This window comes from Butyrivibrio sp. M55, assembly GCF_900116865.1.
Classification (GTDB): Bacteria; Bacillota; Clostridia; order Lachnospirales; family Lachnospiraceae; genus Butyrivibrio.
Window position 1 is genome coordinate 14,135 of record NZ_FPCD01000021.1, and the last position, 16,261, is coordinate 30,395.

Sequence of the window (16,261 nt, forward strand, 5' to 3'; positions counted from 1 at the left end):
GTTATTTACCTGTTACTTACTTCAATAAGTTTCTCAAGTGTCTCGTATGCTTTGCCTGAATCAATAAGCTCTGCCGCAAGCTTAACTCCTGCTTCGAAGGTGTCTGCCTTTCCACCGATGTAAAGAGATGCACCGGCATTTAAAAGAACCGCATCGCGCTTAGGTCCCTTCTCGCCCTTTAAGATTTTTCTTGTGATTTCGGCATTCTCATCGGGTGTTCCGCCTACAAGGTCCTCTTTCTTGCATGTTGCAAGTCCGAAATCCTCAGGCTTTATAACATATGATTTGTACCATCCGTCTCTGATCTCGCAGATTGTTGTCGGAGCGCTGAGTGAGATCTCATCGAGCTTGTCCTGTCCGTAAACTACCATACCTCTCTCAACTCCGAGACTTACAAGAACTCTTGCAAGGGGCTCAACAAGGTACTCATCATAAACACCAAGGAGCTGCATCTTGGGTGATCCGGGATTTGTAAGAGGTCCGAGAATGTTGAACACTGTTCTGAATCCAAGCTCTTTTCTGATGGCTCCCACATACTTCATTGATGCGTGATATTTCTGAGCAAAGAAGAAGCACATTCCCGCTTCCTTTAAAAGTTCGATACATTTCTCGGGATCCTGCTGAATGTTTACTCCAAGTGCCTCAAGGCAGTCAGCTGTTCCGCACTTTGAAGAAGCTGCTCTGTTTCCGTGCTTTGCAACTTTCATTCCGCCTGCTGCCGCAACAAGTGCAGAAGTAGTTGAAATGTTAAAGCTCTGAGCGTTGTCTCCGCCTGTTCCTACGATCTCGAAGATATCCATTCCCGTATCAACTTTGGTCGCATGGTCTCTCATAGCTGCGGCGCAACCTGCGATCTCATCTGTTGTCTCAGCCTTAGCTGACTTTGTGGAAAGAGCTGACAAAAAAGCTGCATTCTGTGTAGGTGTTGTCTCTCCTCCCATGATCTCGTTCATTACTGCATAAGCCTCATCATATGTAAGGTCTTCTTTGTTTACGATTTTTACTATTGCTTCTTTGATCATTGCTATTGCCTCCTGTTATATCTTAAATATTTCTAATAAAGTTCTTTAACATCTCTTTTCCCTCGGGAGTCATTATTGACTCGGGATGGAACTGCACTCCATAAATAGGATACTCTTTGTGCTGAACTGCCATTATCTCTCCGTCGTCAGTCTTTGCAACAACTTCAAGGCACTCAGGCATTGTCTTTTCGTCTGCAGCAAGTGAGTGATATCTTGCTACGCTTACCTTTTCGGGAAGCCCCTTGAACAAAGGACATTCCGCATAAAAAGATATTGTCGATTCCTTGCCGTGCATCAGTTCTTTTGCATATGTGATCGTAGCACCGAACGCCATGCAGATTGCCTGATGTCCGAGACACACGCCAAGTGTCGGGATTTCTTTTCCAAGCTCTTTTGCCGCTTCAACTATTATTCCCGCATCCTCAGGTCTTCCGGGACCCGGCGAAATGATAAGTCTGTCCGGCTTAAGCGCCCTTATCTCATCAATCGTAAGTTCGTCGTTTCTGATTACTTTGATGTCAGGCTCTATCTCACCTATCATCTGATACAGATTATAGGAAAAACTGTCATAGTTATCTATCAGTAAGACCATCACTCCACCTCCTGTGAAAGCTCAAGTGCTCTGAGTGAAGCCTTTGCCTTGTTGAGGCACTCCTCATACTCTTTCTCCGGATTGGAATCGGCCACGATGCCGGCTCCACTTCGAACGAACACTTTGCCGTTCTTCTTATAAACAATCCTTATGGCGATACATGTGTCCATGTTGCCTGTAAAATCAATATATCCAACAGCGCCGCCGTAAATTCCGCGCTTGTTGTTCTCAAGTTCTCCGATAAGCTTACATGCTTTGATCTTGGGGGCTCCCGAAAGTGTTCCTGCGGGAAGTACCGCATTTACCGCATCTATGGCATCAAACTCTTTTCTGATGATTCCGCGTACCGTTGAACCGATGTGCATTACATGTGAGTATCTTGTGATCTCGTGGAGCTTTTCAACTTCAACGCTGCCAAACTCGCTTATCTTACCAAGATCGTTTCTTCCAAGGTCAACGAGCATGTTATGCTCAGCAAGTTCTTTTTTATCCGCAAGAAGCTCTTTTTCAAGGGCTTTGTCCTCTTCCTCGGTCTCGCCTCTCTTCCTTGTTCCCGCAAGAGGGAAAGTATGAAGCACACCGTTTTCAAGCTTTACCAGTGTCTCAGGCGATGCCCCCGCAACTTCCACGTCTGTTCCGGAAAAATAGAACATGTAGGGCGAAGGGTTGATCGTTCTGAGCATTCTGTATGTATTTAGAAGGCTTCCTTCGTAGTCTGCCGAGAGCCTGTTTGAAAGGACTATCTGGAAGATATCTCCCTCTTTAATGTGCCCCTTGGCTTTCTCAACCATGTCACAGTACTTTTCTTTGGTAAAAAGAGGTGTCACTTCGCCAAGAAGCTTTCCGGGCTTTTCGGTACTCTTTTCTCCCTTGTACAAAAGATCTTTTATCTTGCCGAGTTCTTCTTTTGCATTGCTATAGTTCTCTTCGATGTTGCCTTCTGTCTTGATGTTTATGATAAGGATTATCTTCTGTCTTACGTTGTCAAAGGCGATGACCTTGTCAAAGAGCATGAGGTCCAGATCCTTGAATGCATCGGTGTCTTCTACATTACATCTTGCAGTCGGCTCGCAATATCCGAAGTAGTCATAAGAGAAATATCCTACAAGTCCGCCTGTAAAAGAAGGAAGGTAATCAAATCTCGGGCTCTTGTACTTTGAAAGAATGTCTCGAAGGTATGCATCAGGCTTATCCGTTGTTACCTTGAGGTCTCCCGCAACAAGCTCGTTGTCCTTGCAGGTTATTTCCATCTTGGGATCATATCCCATAAATGTATATCTTCCCCAGGTTTCATCCGCCTGAGCCGACTCAAGCATATAGCAGTGAGTCGATACGTTCTTAAGTTTTCTCATTGCTTCGATCGGAGTGATGAAATCCGACAAAAGTTCGCAGCTTACAGGGATCACATCGTAATCGCCCGCTGACGCTATCTTCTTCACTTCCTCAAACTCAGGTAAAATTTGCATCTTGCTTCCTCCTATGTATGTACGCACGGTCTGCGCTGTGGCTACACCGGCAATATGTACAATTTTTGCGTGATATACGGATTGCTCCGCTTCGCTCCCGCAATCCTACATCCATTCGGAATCCGCACTATCGTGCTACTTCCTCATGTCTGTTCGGGTTACCAATGCAATCATTTGCTCATGCAATCATGACAAATGATTGTATTGTAACACCTATATCACGCAAAAAAGTCCTTGATAGAGTCTAACTCTATCAAGGACGAACAATCTAATTATCCGCGGTGCCACCTTGAATTCATGTGTTACCATGCAACTTAGCGAGATACCAACATATCCCCGGCAAATCACGCATGCCTTACGTCGTAGAATACTGGGTGAATAATTATGCGAAAGTTCTGATCTCGTGCTTCGCACTCGCCAGAACAAAGTTCGCTCACGGAAATCAAAGATTTCCTATCTCACTTTTCACTACGCCCTCAGCGGTCCATTTGACAACTTGTTTCATGCCTGATTCTCAGCACCTCAGGCTCTCTGTATTGGCATCATTGCCGTTATCTCCGCTTCAACGGTTTATTGAATATTTATTTAAAAAGAATGATATACCAATGGAGTATACATGTCAAGTATTTCCAGCTAAGCGTTCATCTAATTGAAAACTATACTTCTAATTTTTAATAGAACCATTTAATTGCATCTGCCACCGTATACTTTCCTTCCGTATCTTCTGTACGGTGTCATTTCCTGCCTTTATACCGTACACTTTCCTTTCAACCTTTCTGTACGGTGTCATTTCCCATTTTCACACCGTACGCTTTCCTTTCAGCCTTTCTGTACAGTGTCATCTCCTGCTTTCACACCGTACGCTTTCCTTTCAACCTTTCTATACGGTATCATTTCCTGTTTTTACACCGTACGCTTCTTACGCAAGCTATCTATACGGTGCAGGTATCCATATTCCTTTTTACACATTCCATTTGAAACAGTTATCTATATGCAATAAAATAAATTTCAAAAAGGAGGTTTCAAACATTTATGAGTGCTAACGTAATTCGCATCGAAACAGAAAATGATTTGCTATTCCTTAAAGATAACGAAATTCATGTGTTTGCAAATGCGATCGAATATGTATATAAACCATCTTTGATAAAAAAAATGGCCATTATCACATCACTAAAAGAATCCGGCAGTATCGAAAAGTCTTTAGTCCTCTATATTGGTGACGACACTGAAATATATATAAAAAACGATCATAAATGCTTTCAACCTTTTTTATTTAATCAGATCAGAACAAAGTTACCAGTGAATTCTAAAAAGATTCTTGATGCCTTGGCATGCACAAGTAACAATACATCTATGATATACAATTATAAACAAGGTGTTCTCTCTATAGTCTCTTTTTCAATTTGGGTACTTTCAATTGCCATTGTTATTGTAAACCTTTCAACTCATTTGTCTTTTAAGATTATACTTGTAGCATTGGGAATAAGTATTATAGGATTCGTACTTGATATCATTGCGTATTTAGATAATCCCGATAGTAAGTTAGCAGTTAATGTTATGACAGTATATATAGTGAACTATGGACTTGTTATATCTCTGGTAATTCTATATTTTACATGTATAGCAGCAATCGGCGAAACAATTAACTATTTCTGCGGTTCATGCGAGGGTATGCCATAATTAATCTACTAAAGGAAGATTTTTGCCCATGTATAGGATAATGATGTTATCTGCAATATTTTTTGGCTTTTCTACCGCATCAGGTCTTCAAAAGAAAAAGAATGTTCCATTGAGAATTATCGGGTTGTCCGTTGTATTAGAAATGATCCTGTGTATGTATATGTCATTCATAGGATATCTTGTGATCACAAAAGGAAGGACTATCGGCCTTAACAGTACAGGCGCTGCCCTGGGCATAATCTTGGGAGTACTTATTTTTTCCAAGATAACTCCTCAGTACAAAAAAGTGTTTTTCGAATCCTATGTGATAGTCCTGCCTTTAATGTACGGACTTGGAAAAATCGGATGTGCTTTTGCGGGATGCTGTGCCGGGATTCCGTATAACGGCTTCATGCGTGTACACACCGCCAACGGTGACCTGTTTCCGATTCAAAAGTTGGAAGCGGTAGTTTTTCTGCTTCTTTTTGCAGGCTCTCTGCTATTATATTTCAAAGATCGTTTTAATCCATCACACGCAGTAATCATCTATTGTATAGCCAAAATTGCACTGGACTTTCTAAGGATCGGACATGTCGATCACTTAATAACCACCAATCAGATAATGTGTGCCGCCATTATGGCATTTTTTATCCTCTACACATCAAAATCATCATAATCCCCATTATCATAGCCGCCGTAGCTGTCATATTCCTTGAGCTTATCGGTGGATCTTCTGTTGAATTGCTGTTTTACTTTTAGCTTCTTCGCTTTCTTCGCCTTCTTTTTGCGCTTCAGCATAAGCTCTTTTCCCTCATCATCGTCCTCTTCATCTTCTTCGTCTTCGTATTCTTCATCCTCATCATCGTAATCATCGTACTCTTCGTATTCCTCGTCCTCCTCATTCCTGATAAAGAGTAAGAGTCCGCGAAGATGATGCATTATAAATATCGCAACGAGTATGAATATATCGGTATATAAAAGACCTACGATATAGTAATTTTCTTTTATCAAATATCCCAGTTTAAAGCCTATAACACTTAAGATGCCCGATAAAAGAAGTGCAAACACAAGTAAGAGCCCGTGTTTTATCGCGCCCAGTATCGCGTATATGAAATCAACAAAAGATGCATCGAAATACACGAATCTACCTATCATCAGTCCGAAATAATACATCATGATAGGACTATACTGCTCTTTGCTGACAGTAGCATCGCCAAATGTAGTAAAGCACGTTAAAACAATGATCGCGTAGAACATTCCTAGCATTCTTACAGAAGCCTTATCTTCCTTGGAAATTCGTCTAAGCGGGATGATTATCTTATCAAGAACCGTGTTTATAAAACAGGTCATGGAAATAAGGAATAAAAGCAGGAAATCCTTGTTTTTATCCCATTGATAATAGAACCACTTAATCCCCATCGGCATGCTGCCCATTTTCTTAGCCTGATAGAGAGGTGTAAGAAGCTCAAAAATATGGTTACAGATTATATATGCGCACGCAAATAATATTACCGATGTACTCGATATCATCATCTCGAAAAAAAGCTGCATATTATCTACAGTGCGTCTTTTAAACTCATCATGTCTTTCGCTGCTGTGAACAAGGCATACAGACATTCTGGTTCCAAACATTATGATCAAGCTGATGATCAGTAAACCGGCAAATGCAAATCCCAGAAAAACAAGCTGCTGTGCTCTGGTAAAATCCGGGTTTATATACTTATCAATCGTCATATGTCAAAAAATTCCTCCGTCAGATCATACTTTATATGTTACCATATTTTTATCCTTTTTGCTCTTTTTTTAACATATTTTTTTGACATTATTCTAAAAAAAGGATAAACCTTTTAGAAGATAGCGTAAATGATTCTTTACAAGTTCGCGGAATATAAACTACAATATTATTATAGTTCTGAAATATCAATACACCAAAAACGCGAAGGAGGCAAGAATGTTGGAAGACAACTTTTTAACCGGTGAGCAAATGGATACTATCGGTGAGATTGCCAATATCAGCATGGGTAATTCCGCAACTACTCTTAGCTTAATGGTAAATAGAAAAGTCGATATCACTACTCCAAGTGTAAAACTTATAAAGAGAAGCGAAGCTTTGGATGATTATGAAAAGACCTGTATTTTTGTACAGATTCACTATGTAAAAGGTCTTGAGGGAAATAATGTCCTGATTCTTAAAGAACACGACGTAAAAGTCATGACAGATCTTATGATGGGCGGAGACGGTACAAATACAGCCGGCGAGATCTCCGATCTTCATCTTTCAGCCGCTTCGGAAGCAATGAATCAGATGATGGGTACAAGTGCAACCTCTCTATCATCTATGCTCGGCGTTCCCACTGACATCAGTACTCCTGTGGTAAACAGGATTGATGTTGAAAGTATCAAGGTTTTCGAGAAAATGTTTGATACTACATACGACAAATTTGTTAAAATAGCTTTTAGGATGACAATCGGTGATTTAATCGATTCCGTTATGGTACAATTATATCCGATACGATTCGCAAAAGATATGTGCAACAAATTTTATACAAAGGAAAACGCAGAAAACAATGAATAAGGCAGAAACACTTGAGATCAAAAAGCAGTTCACACCGGACAGGTGTACTATCGACCACATTTGCGGATGCTATGTGGATCACGACAAGAACAAACTATTCACTTTCAGAAAAGCCTTCGGACAGCTTCCGGAGGAAGAGATGTTCAAATATCTCGATATTTTCCAGCATACTCTTGCAGGAACTTTTGGCAAGAATCTGATCAGTCTTGAGTTTCCTCTTGACCAGGAACAGCCGGGAGGTACTCAGGACTTTCTTTTGACCTTGAGGAATTCCCAGCTTCAGGATGACGAGCTTGTAGATGAATTCTACGAAAAGATAATCGCCAACTATGTAAACGGCGAGAATTACTACATCATCCTCGTTCACGCAGCATATGACATTCCGGGAATCACAAGCGATGGTATCGAGATGGAGGATGCGTCAGAGAACGTATATGACTACATCCTTTGCAGCATCTGTCCCGTTAAGCTTTCAAAGGCAGGACTTGGCTACAACGAGAAAACAAATGTGATCGAAGAAAGATTCAGGGACTGGATCGTAGACGGTCCTACAAAGGGCTTCCTATTCCCTGCTTTCATCGAAAGAGACACGGATATTCACAACATGCTATACTTCACCAAGAAGCCCGATGACCTTCAGCCTGAATTTATCGAAGCAATGTTCGGCGGAAGAGCTCCTTTGGCAGCTCCTGAGCAGAAAGGCATCTTTGATACGGTTGTTCAGAATACAATCGGAGAAAATGCCGATTACGACATAATGAAGAACATTCACGACAACTTAAATGACATGATTGAAGATCATGCGGACGATCCGGAGCCTCTTGAGCTCAATAAGAACGACGTTAAGCAACTCCTTCACGACAGCGGCGTTTCGGATGAGCGTCTCGGCTACTTTGAAGAAACCTACACAAAGTGCGCAGGTGATGAGGACTACCCTCTCCTTGCAAGTAACATTGCACATACCAAAAAGTTTGATATCGAAACTCCAAATGTTGTCATCAAGGTAAAACCTGACAGAACCGACCTTGTTGAATCCAAGATCGTCGACGGCAGACAATGCCTTGTAATCGCAGTTGATGACCACATCGAAGTAAACGGAATCAACGTAAGAACATTTATGGACAGATAAAACTACGAATTGTATACAAAAACGAGCTTACTTTTCTTTTTATTAGAAAAGGCAAGCTCGTTTTTTGGACCTTACGTCCTATAAGTAAATTTCAATTTTTTCAAAAAATAGATAATCCCGATTGTTTCGACGGACGATTCCGTATCAATAAACTACAGGATTTGGTAATCAATTAATAATTCATACTTTTAAGCATTTCGATAGCGGTCTTATGTCTTCCATCGGAACCGGGATACTCGTACTTCTTAAGAAGACGTTCCCTCATCTCCTCAGGATGATTATATAATTGATCCATAATTCTATCAAAAGCTTGTCTCCATTCGCCCATACTAATGTACCTCCATTTGACAAACAACGATAGCGTGTACAATAGTATATTATTTTGGAGATTTGTGCAATCGGAAATTCAACCAAAAATATGAATTGTTTTTATACCAACTTCTATCCTATAGTTCAGATTGCCGCAATAGCTTTCTTCGGGCACTTTGAAACGCATGTATCACAATGTACGCATTTATCCTGATCGATGCTTGCCACATTGTTTTCTACAACGATTGCTCCCGTAGGACAATCTCTTTCGCACATATGGCATCCGATACATCCCACTTTGCAATACTTGTTTACATATTTACCCATATCCTGCGACTTGCAGGCAACAGCTTCTCTTGCGTCGTACGGTATAAAGTCGATAAGGTGTCTCGGACAGATATCAACACACTTTCCGCATGCCTTACACTTTTCCATATCCACCACGGCAACGCCGTTCTCTACATGTATTGCATCAAACTTGCACACAGATACACAGCTTCCGCCGCCAAGGCATCCGTATCCGCAAGTCTTTGAACCGCCGCCCGGAGCCTGTGCCTGGAATCTGCAGTCATCGGCACCCTTATATTCATACTTCTGGGTTGCCTGCTCGCAGTCACCGCTGCAATGCACAAATGCAACCATTCTCTTTGTTTTTTCAGCCTTAACGCCCATTATCGCAGAAATTGCTTGCGCTACCGGTGCACCACCGACAGGGCACTGATTTACAGCCGCTTCACCCTGAGCTATTGCCGTCGCACAGCCCGAACATCCGGGATATCCGCAACCTCCGCAGTTATTGCCGGGAAGCGCTTCCAGGATCGCAGCTTCTTTTTCATCAATATCGACATGGAGCTTCAGATCTGCAACGCCAAGGATAAATCCTATGGCAACTCCAACGCCTGCAACAACTATCGTTGCAATGATTATTCCACTGATCATAAGTCATTCTCCTTCTTTCAGCCAAGATTTGTAATTATTACTTCAAAGCTGAAAATCCCGTAAATGCGATTGCCATAAGTCCCGAAGTAAGAAGCACAAGAGGCATTCCCTTGAAGCTCTCCGGTATATCGTTGTACTCCATCTTCTCGCGAAGTCCTGCCAAGATAACTATCGCAATTGTAAAACCAACGGCTGTTGAAAAACCGCAGACCGTACTACCTTCGATGGTGTAATTGTTTGTAACGTTATTAAGTGCAACACCGAGAACCGCGCAGTTTGTTGTTATAAGAGGAAGATACACTCCAAGCGCCTTGTACAGTGAGACCATATATTTTTTCAATATCATCTCAACAAACTGAACAAGCATCGCAACAACAAGGATAAACACGATTGTCTGTAAGTATCCGAGATCAAAAGGTTTAAGAACAAACCAGTAAATAGTACTACATACAAGTGATGAAAGAGTCATTACGAAAATACATGCGCCGCCCATTCCAAGCGCAGTGTCGATCTTTTTGGAAACACCAAGGAACGGACAAAGGCCGAGGAACTGACTCAAAACAACATTGTTTATAAGAGAAGCGGAAAGTATGAGTACCAGAAATTCCATTATTGTATCTCTCATTGTTTTTCAGCCTCCTTCTTTGCTACATTTGATTTCATTTTGTTCATTGCCGCAATAAGGAAAGCAAGTACAAAGAACGCTCCCGCCTGCTGAACGAAAATGCTGACAGATTGATATTTAGAAAGATATCTTCCCACAATTCCTGTAATAACCGTATCAGGGCCAAGAACCGGAACATTAAATGCTGTTCCCGCACCGATAAGCTCTCTGAAAAGACCAATAACGGTAATAGCACATGTAAATCCTATTCCCATTCCCACTCCGTCAAAGAACGAAGGCACAATACCGTGTTTACTTGCATACGCTTCCGCTCTTCCGAAAATGATACAGTTAACAACTATAAGCGGTATATATACACCGAGCGCTTTATTTAGTGTCGGCACGTATGCCTGCATAAGAAGCTGAACCAATGTAACAAAAGATGCGATTACGACAATAAATGAAGGAATCCTGACTGTAGCAGGTATAATCTTTCTTAATGCCGAAATTACCGCATTACTGAGTGCCAAAACAAATGTAGTCGCAAGTCCCATTCCGAGTCCGTTTGTGGCCGAAGATGTAACCGCAAGTGTGGGACACATACCGATCATAAGTACTAATGTAGGGTTCTCAGCAATGAGACCGTTAAAAAATCTCTCGGCGGGAGAATCTTGTTCCAATCCAAGCGCGCCTTTCTTTATATCTTTACTCATTGCCTTGCTCCTTTCTTAAGTGCTTTTTCAAAATATGCGTTGGCAACATCTACACCATCGGTAATTGCCTTAGATGTAATCGTCGCTCCGGAAATCGCCTCAATCTGAGAACCGGAATCAGAAAGCTGTCCTGACTTTACAACAGAAAACTGCACGGCGTTCTTACCGGCAAACTGAGGTGCAATGATCTTTTCCGCATTCATTCCAAGTCCGGGTGTCTCCGCAATTGAAATAATGGAGATTCCGTTCATCTTGCCACCGTTTGTTATTCCGACAGTGAATATAATCGAATCGCCATAACCTTTGGTTTTCATCTGAATTACATATCCGAGCAGATCTCCGTTAAGATCAAGCGCCTGTTTTACGCCCTGTAAGCGAACTCCCTTTACTGCAAGTTCATCATACACATCTTCCAATATATCTTCATCCCATCTGATGTCATTGAATGTGATCGCATCACTGAATACGGACTGATTGGCTTTGTTCTGCGCCAACATATCCTGATATGCTATCGGATCTTTTGTAACTTGATATACAAGTCCCAAAAGAGCTCCCGCAACCAAAGTAATGATAAAAAGTATAAAGGCGTTTTTGATCATGCCAAAAAATTCTCTCATGCTTTCATCGCCTCCTTTTTAGCTTTTCCCCTGATTCCGAATGCTCTCGGAATAGTTACTCTCTCAATAAGCGGAACCAAAAGATTTCCGATTATGATAGCGTACGAAACGCCCTCGGCATTGGCTCCGAAAACACGGAACATTCCGGTCAAAAGACCTAATACGATTCCGTAAATATATCTTCCCTTCGGAGTAATGGGGCAGGTTACATAGTCTGTTGCCATGAAAAATGCACCGAGCATAAGTCCGCCGCCCGAAAGATGTGCGGCAATATATCCCCAGTTAAATCCATAATCTCCAAACAGACCTACAAAAGCCACAAATGAAACAATATAGCTGAAAGGGATAACATAATCAATTACTCCCACGGCAAAAAGGATAATCGCTCCGATAACAATGCAGACCATTGATGTCTCTCCTATTGTTCCCGAAGTATTTCCAATTATCATATCCTTGATATTAACCTGAACGCTGTTCTTAAGGTTAAAAAGAGGTGTCGCTCCCGAATATGCATCACAGTTAAAGTTTGTCATTATTGCAGGAAAAGAGATCATCAGAAAGCATCTTGCGCCGAGAGCGGGATTCATGAAATTCTGTCCCACGCCTCCAAAGAGCTGCTTAACCATAACAATCGCAAAAGCTCCGCCGAGTACAGGAACCCAGAGCGGCGCTGCAGGCGGCAGGTTAAGTGCAAGAAGCAGTCCTGTGACCACTGCGGTAAAATCATTTATAGTGATAGGCTTACGAAGCACCATAGAGCTTATGATCTCGGAAGCAACGCATGATGCGATTGAAACTCCGATCAAAAAGATTGTGTAAACACCAAAATTATATATTCCATATCCGGTAGCAGGAAGAAGCGCAATAAGTACCCAGATCATAATATTCGAGGTAGTCACGCTTGATCTTACATGCGGATTGGATGACACCTTTCTCAATTTTTCCATCAAAATGTCCCCCTTACTTTTTCCTATTTGCAAGCTGAATTTTTCTCATACCTTTGATCAGCTGAGTAAGCTGTCTCCTCGCAGGACAAATATAACTGCAGCATCCGCACTCGCAACATTCCATTCCGTATAACTGAAGGAATTTTTTCTCATCGTTATGTTCTACCGCATCGGCAAGATTCTTGGGAATGAGTCTTTCAGGACACACTTCAACACACCTTGCGCAGTTAATGCAGGCCGACGGTTCGAACTGTGAAACGGCATCTTTTGTAAGGCATGTAAGCGCAGATGCAGTCTTTGTAGTGGGAACATCAAGATCAAATATGGCAAATCCCATCATGGGACCACCGGAAATAATCTTGGCAGGCTCTTTGTAAAAGCCTCCGGCATCATCTAAAAGCTGAGTGTAGCTTGTTCCTATTCTTACTTTGTAGTTTCTGGGATTTGCAACGGCATCACCTGTGATGGTAACGATTCTCTCCATCAAAGGTCTGCCCTCTTTTACAGCTCTGCAGACAGCACAAAGTGTATCAACATTGTCAACGATACATCCCGCGTCCGCAGGGAGCATTGATGAGTTGATCTCTCTACCCGTAACGGCATAAATGAGCATACGCTCAGCGCCCTCGGGATATTTAGTTTTTACAGCCTTTACGCTGATATTTTCTAAGTCCTTTGTAAGATCTCTGAATATCTTGATCGCGTCCGGCTTATTATCTTCAATCGCAAGTATTCCTCTGGCATTAGGAAAAATGCTAACGGCAATCTTCAGTCCTTCCAAAAGCAGTTCAGGTTCCTCGATCATACGCCTGTAATCGGAAGTCAGATATGGTTCACATTCTGAGCAGTTAGCAATTACATAATCGATCTTATCGGGTTCCTTCGGTGAAAATTTTACTGCGGTAGGGAAACCTGCACCTCCCATACCTACCACGCCGGCCTCTCTGACAGCCTCAATCTTGTCCTCAGCGGTCATCTCGTCATAGCGCTTACGCGGTCTGAATCTCACCTCTTCATATCGTTCATCGTTCTCAACGATGATACTCTCACACATAGCTCCCGTAGCAAGTCGTCTCGGTTCGATCGCGACAACAGTACCGGAAACAGTTGCATAAATAGGCGCAGACACAAAGCCGTTTGCCTCCGCAATCTTCTGTCCGGTCAAAACATGGTCTCCTACGGCAACTATGGCCTTTGCCGGTGCACCAATGTGCTGTGACAAAGGATATACCAAGTCTCCTTTTGGTAGCACTGATTTTATGGGCTTATCCTTAGTTAACTCTTTGCCTTCATAAGGATGTATGCCGCCCTTAAAAGTACCTTTTGCCATTTCCTACCCTTCTTTCGATTGTTTTAGAAAAATATTTACCTGAATAGATAATTTCAGATTGGTTTTTATACCACTGCTTTAATTGTATCAAATTTTTAATCAAAATTAATGATTAATCTCAAAAATTGCGGATATTATTTTAACAAAATACTGCTTTAGTTTTTGTGGTACAATTATTTATAAGGTGATTTTTGAAAGTAGGTATAACTTAGCATGAAGAAAAGTATCAAAAACATCACATTTTCAGACGATCATATCATCCACAAACTGCCGCAGATGCTCGGATGCAGCAATGACGACATATTATTTATAGATATAGAAACAACCGGCCTTTCTCCCAGAAACTCAGACATTTATATGATAGGCCTCTCTTATTGTGAAAACGATTCCTGGCGAATTGTCCAGCTTTTTGCGGAAAATACGGCCGAAGAAGCCCATATTCTCAAGGTTTTTGCCAGAAATTACGGCAATCACTCAAAGATAATCAACTTTAACGGAGACAGATTCGATCTTCCTTTTTTAAAAAACAAGTTTGATAAATATAAGATTCCCAATCCCATCGAAGATGCGGATTCAATAGATCTTCAAAAGATCATACGTCCTTATCAGGATCAGCTCGGTCTCATAGATTGCAAACAGAGAACAATCGAGATGTACCTTGGTACCACAAGAAAAAATAAACATGACGGCAAAAGTCTTTTGCCCATTTATGCTTCATACAAAAAGACAATGGCAAGGCAGCCTCTTGAGATTCTTTTCCTTCACAACTATGAAGACGTAAAAGGAATGTTTGCTCTGTTACCGATGTTCCTCTTTCTCAAATTCTTTTCACTTTTCAGGAACATGCCCGGAACATCGATCAAAACGGACGAACCAATTTCTCCCGAGAATTATCTTGCCTCCGATTTACCGGATGAAGAAACTGTTCTTCCCGTAAAGGCAAAGAAGGTTCAGGCCAATTATTACAATGATTATGAAGGCAATCTCAAGAAAGAAATATTCATGAAACTCGAGCTACCCTTTGCATTGCCATCCTCTTTGACAGGGCATCTTGATGACTGTTATTTCAAGACCGACAAGGATGAAGCAATCTTAAGAGTTCCTATATATGAGGCGGAGCTTAAATATTACTATTCCAATTACAACGATTACTACTATCTTCCAAAAGAAGATACGGCAATCCACAAGTCAATTGCATCATTTGTTGACAAGAAGTACAGGGAAAAGGCTAAACCCGATAATTGCTACACCAAGAAAAGCGGACAATATCTGAGAGAATGGGACCTTGTATTCACACCCTTCTTTAAGTCAGACTACAAGGATGAAAGAATATTCTTTGACCTCAACGCTAATCTTAAGCAAAGTCGCTTTGCTTTAAGTGTATACGCATCGCACATAATTGCACATATTCTTGAAATTTAAAAGGCTTTCGCACCGGATAAGTGTGAAAGCCTTATTTCTTGTTAAATAGCGTATTTAATTTAGTTCAGGGGTCTTTCGTAATAGAATGAGTTCTTTCTTACGTAACCCATATCCTTATAATTTATGATCTGCTCTGTACTTCCGATAAAGAGTATTCCACCGGGAGCAAGTGAATCATAATATTTTCTGAATATCTCGTCCTTAGCTTCTTCAGTGAAATAAATAAGCACGTTTCTGCATACAAGGAGATGACAATCCTTCGGGTACGGATCTCTCAAAAGATCTGCCTGCTTGAAAGTAACTCTTGATTTGATCTCATCGGATACCTTCATCTTTCCGTCAGCAGTTTCTTCAAAATACTTGGTCTTAAATTCTGCCGGAACGCCGGCAACTTCCTTTTTATCGTAGATTCCCGCCTTAGCCTTTGCAAGAACAACCGCATCAAGATCGGTTGCGAGAACGTTTATCTGATTTAACGGCATGTGCTTTGAAAGCATCATAACAATAGTATATGGCTCGTCACCTGTAGAACAAGCAGCGCTCCAGATCTTAAGATTTTTGCCAAACTTTTTCATAAGTTCAGGAACCATCTCTTTATCCATCAAATTCCACTGGTCTGCATTTCTGAAGAATTCAGAAACATTGATAGTAAGATAGGATACAAAAGAATCAAGCGCCTCTCTGTCCTTCTTTATAAGATCAGCAAAACCATCATAGCCCTTTACATCATACTTCCCTATGAGGGTATCGATTCGCCTCTTCATCTGCTTTTCTTTATATGAATTGAGGTCAATCTTAGTCAGATCATAGACTGCTTTTTTAAACCACTCATAATCATATGCCATGGATAATCCTCCTGATTCTTTTTTCTTTTATTGTATTATAGTGCGAATTGTATGTAAAATTAAAAAAAAATAAAAACCGGCATTTCTGCCGA

At 41.3% G+C, this 16,261-nt stretch carries 17 protein-coding genes; 5 read left to right on the plus strand and 12 right to left on the minus strand.

Annotated elements, in window-relative coordinates; translation table 11 throughout:
* Positions 1-5: 5 nt before the first annotated feature.
* From trpD to trpE, 3 genes are read right to left on the minus strand one after another with little or no spacing between them, the layout of a single operon-like run.
* Positions 6-1,022, minus strand: a complete 1,017-nt coding sequence (trpD, locus tag BM398_RS15355; RefSeq protein WP_092338956.1) for an anthranilate phosphoribosyltransferase — start codon at positions 1,020-1,022, stop codon at positions 6-8.
* A gap of 22 nt (positions 1,023-1,044) precedes the next feature.
* On the minus strand, positions 1,045-1,614 hold the full coding sequence (locus BM398_RS15360; RefSeq protein ID WP_092338959.1) for an anthranilate synthase component II: 570 nt from the start codon (positions 1,612-1,614) through the stop codon (positions 1,045-1,047).
* On the minus strand, positions 1,614-3,080 hold the full coding sequence (gene trpE, locus BM398_RS15365; protein WP_092338961.1) for an anthranilate synthase component I: 1,467 nt from the start codon (positions 3,078-3,080) through the stop codon (positions 1,614-1,616). The genes BM398_RS15360 and trpE overlap by 1 nt, the downstream gene beginning before the upstream one ends.
* A 1,032-nt stretch (positions 3,081-4,112) precedes the next feature.
* Between trpE and BM398_RS15370 the strand changes: the two genes are divergently transcribed.
* Together BM398_RS15370 and BM398_RS15375 are read left to right on the plus strand one after the other, a co-directional pair.
* Positions 4,113-4,760, plus strand: coding sequence for a hypothetical protein (locus BM398_RS15370; RefSeq protein ID WP_092338963.1), 648 nt, complete (start codon positions 4,113-4,115; stop codon positions 4,758-4,760).
* Positions 4,761-4,788: 28 nt separating this feature from the next.
* Positions 4,789-5,415, plus strand: a complete 627-nt coding sequence (locus BM398_RS15375) for a prolipoprotein diacylglyceryl transferase family protein (RefSeq protein ID WP_092338965.1) — start codon at positions 4,789-4,791, stop codon at positions 5,413-5,415.
* On the opposite strand, the gene BM398_RS15380 is transcribed toward BM398_RS15375, so the two are convergent.
* On the minus strand, positions 5,394-6,473 hold the full coding sequence (locus BM398_RS15380; RefSeq protein ID WP_092338967.1) for a hypothetical protein: 1,080 nt from the start codon (positions 6,471-6,473) through the stop codon (positions 5,394-5,396). The two genes, BM398_RS15375 and BM398_RS15380, sit on opposite strands and share 22 nt — an antisense overlap.
* 217 nt (positions 6,474-6,690) lie before the next feature.
* Here BM398_RS15380 and fliY point away from each other — a divergent pair, with 217 nt between their 5' ends.
* Both fliY and BM398_RS15390 read left to right on the plus strand, forming a co-directional pair.
* The gene (gene fliY, locus BM398_RS15385) at positions 6,691-7,314 is read left to right on the plus strand and encodes a flagellar motor switch phosphatase FliY (RefSeq protein ID WP_092338969.1); all 624 of its coding nucleotides are present in this window, start codon (positions 6,691-6,693) and stop codon (positions 7,312-7,314) included.
* Positions 7,307-8,443, plus strand: a complete 1,137-nt coding sequence (locus tag BM398_RS15390; RefSeq protein WP_026654125.1) for a DUF4317 domain-containing protein — start codon at positions 7,307-7,309, stop codon at positions 8,441-8,443. The genes fliY and BM398_RS15390 overlap by 8 nt, the downstream gene beginning before the upstream one ends.
* 172 nt (positions 8,444-8,615) lie before the next feature.
* Here BM398_RS15390 and BM398_RS17275 read toward each other — a convergent pair whose 3' ends face one another.
* From BM398_RS17275 to rsxC, 7 genes are all read right to left on the minus strand, one after another.
* Positions 8,616-8,771: a hypothetical protein gene (locus BM398_RS17275; RefSeq protein ID WP_155833834.1), complete on the minus strand. Its 156-nt coding sequence runs from the start codon at positions 8,769-8,771 to the stop codon at positions 8,616-8,618.
* Between the two features lie 125 nt (positions 8,772-8,896).
* On the minus strand, positions 8,897-9,691 hold the full coding sequence (locus BM398_RS15395) for an RnfABCDGE type electron transport complex subunit B (protein ID WP_092338971.1): 795 nt from the start codon (positions 9,689-9,691) through the stop codon (positions 8,897-8,899).
* Between the two features lie 37 nt (positions 9,692-9,728).
* Positions 9,729-10,316 carry an electron transport complex protein RnfA gene (locus BM398_RS15400; RefSeq protein WP_330365530.1) on the minus strand — a complete coding sequence of 196 codons (588 nt, stop codon included), beginning with the start codon at positions 10,314-10,316 and terminating at the stop codon, positions 9,729-9,731.
* A complete protein-coding gene (rsxE, locus tag BM398_RS15405) occupies positions 10,313-11,008 on the minus strand; it encodes an electron transport complex subunit RsxE (RefSeq protein ID WP_092338973.1) in 696 nt (231 codons plus the stop codon). The genes BM398_RS15400 and rsxE overlap by 4 nt, the downstream gene beginning before the upstream one ends.
* Positions 11,005-11,625 (minus strand): RnfABCDGE type electron transport complex subunit G, encoded by a 621-nt coding sequence (locus BM398_RS15410; RefSeq protein ID WP_092338975.1) that lies wholly within the window; start codon positions 11,623-11,625, stop codon positions 11,005-11,007. The genes rsxE and BM398_RS15410 overlap by 4 nt, the downstream gene beginning before the upstream one ends.
* On the minus strand, positions 11,622-12,572 hold the full coding sequence (locus tag BM398_RS15415) for an RnfABCDGE type electron transport complex subunit D (RefSeq protein WP_092338977.1): 951 nt from the start codon (positions 12,570-12,572) through the stop codon (positions 11,622-11,624). Before BM398_RS15415 ends, BM398_RS15410 begins: the two co-directional genes overlap by 4 nt.
* A 13-nt stretch (positions 12,573-12,585) precedes the next feature.
* On the minus strand, positions 12,586-13,902 hold the full coding sequence (rsxC, locus tag BM398_RS15420) for an electron transport complex subunit RsxC (RefSeq protein ID WP_092338979.1): 1,317 nt from the start codon (positions 13,900-13,902) through the stop codon (positions 12,586-12,588).
* Positions 13,903-14,115: 213 nt separating this feature from the next.
* Here rsxC and BM398_RS15425 point away from each other — a divergent pair, with 213 nt between their 5' ends.
* Positions 14,116-15,324, plus strand: coding sequence for a ribonuclease H-like domain-containing protein (locus BM398_RS15425; RefSeq protein ID WP_092338981.1), 1,209 nt, complete (start codon positions 14,116-14,118; stop codon positions 15,322-15,324).
* Between the two features lie 59 nt (positions 15,325-15,383).
* Here BM398_RS15425 and BM398_RS15430 read toward each other — a convergent pair whose 3' ends face one another.
* Positions 15,384-16,169, minus strand: a complete 786-nt coding sequence (locus BM398_RS15430; RefSeq protein ID WP_092338983.1) for a CheR family methyltransferase — start codon at positions 16,167-16,169, stop codon at positions 15,384-15,386.
* Between the last annotated feature and the right edge of the window lie 92 nt (positions 16,170-16,261).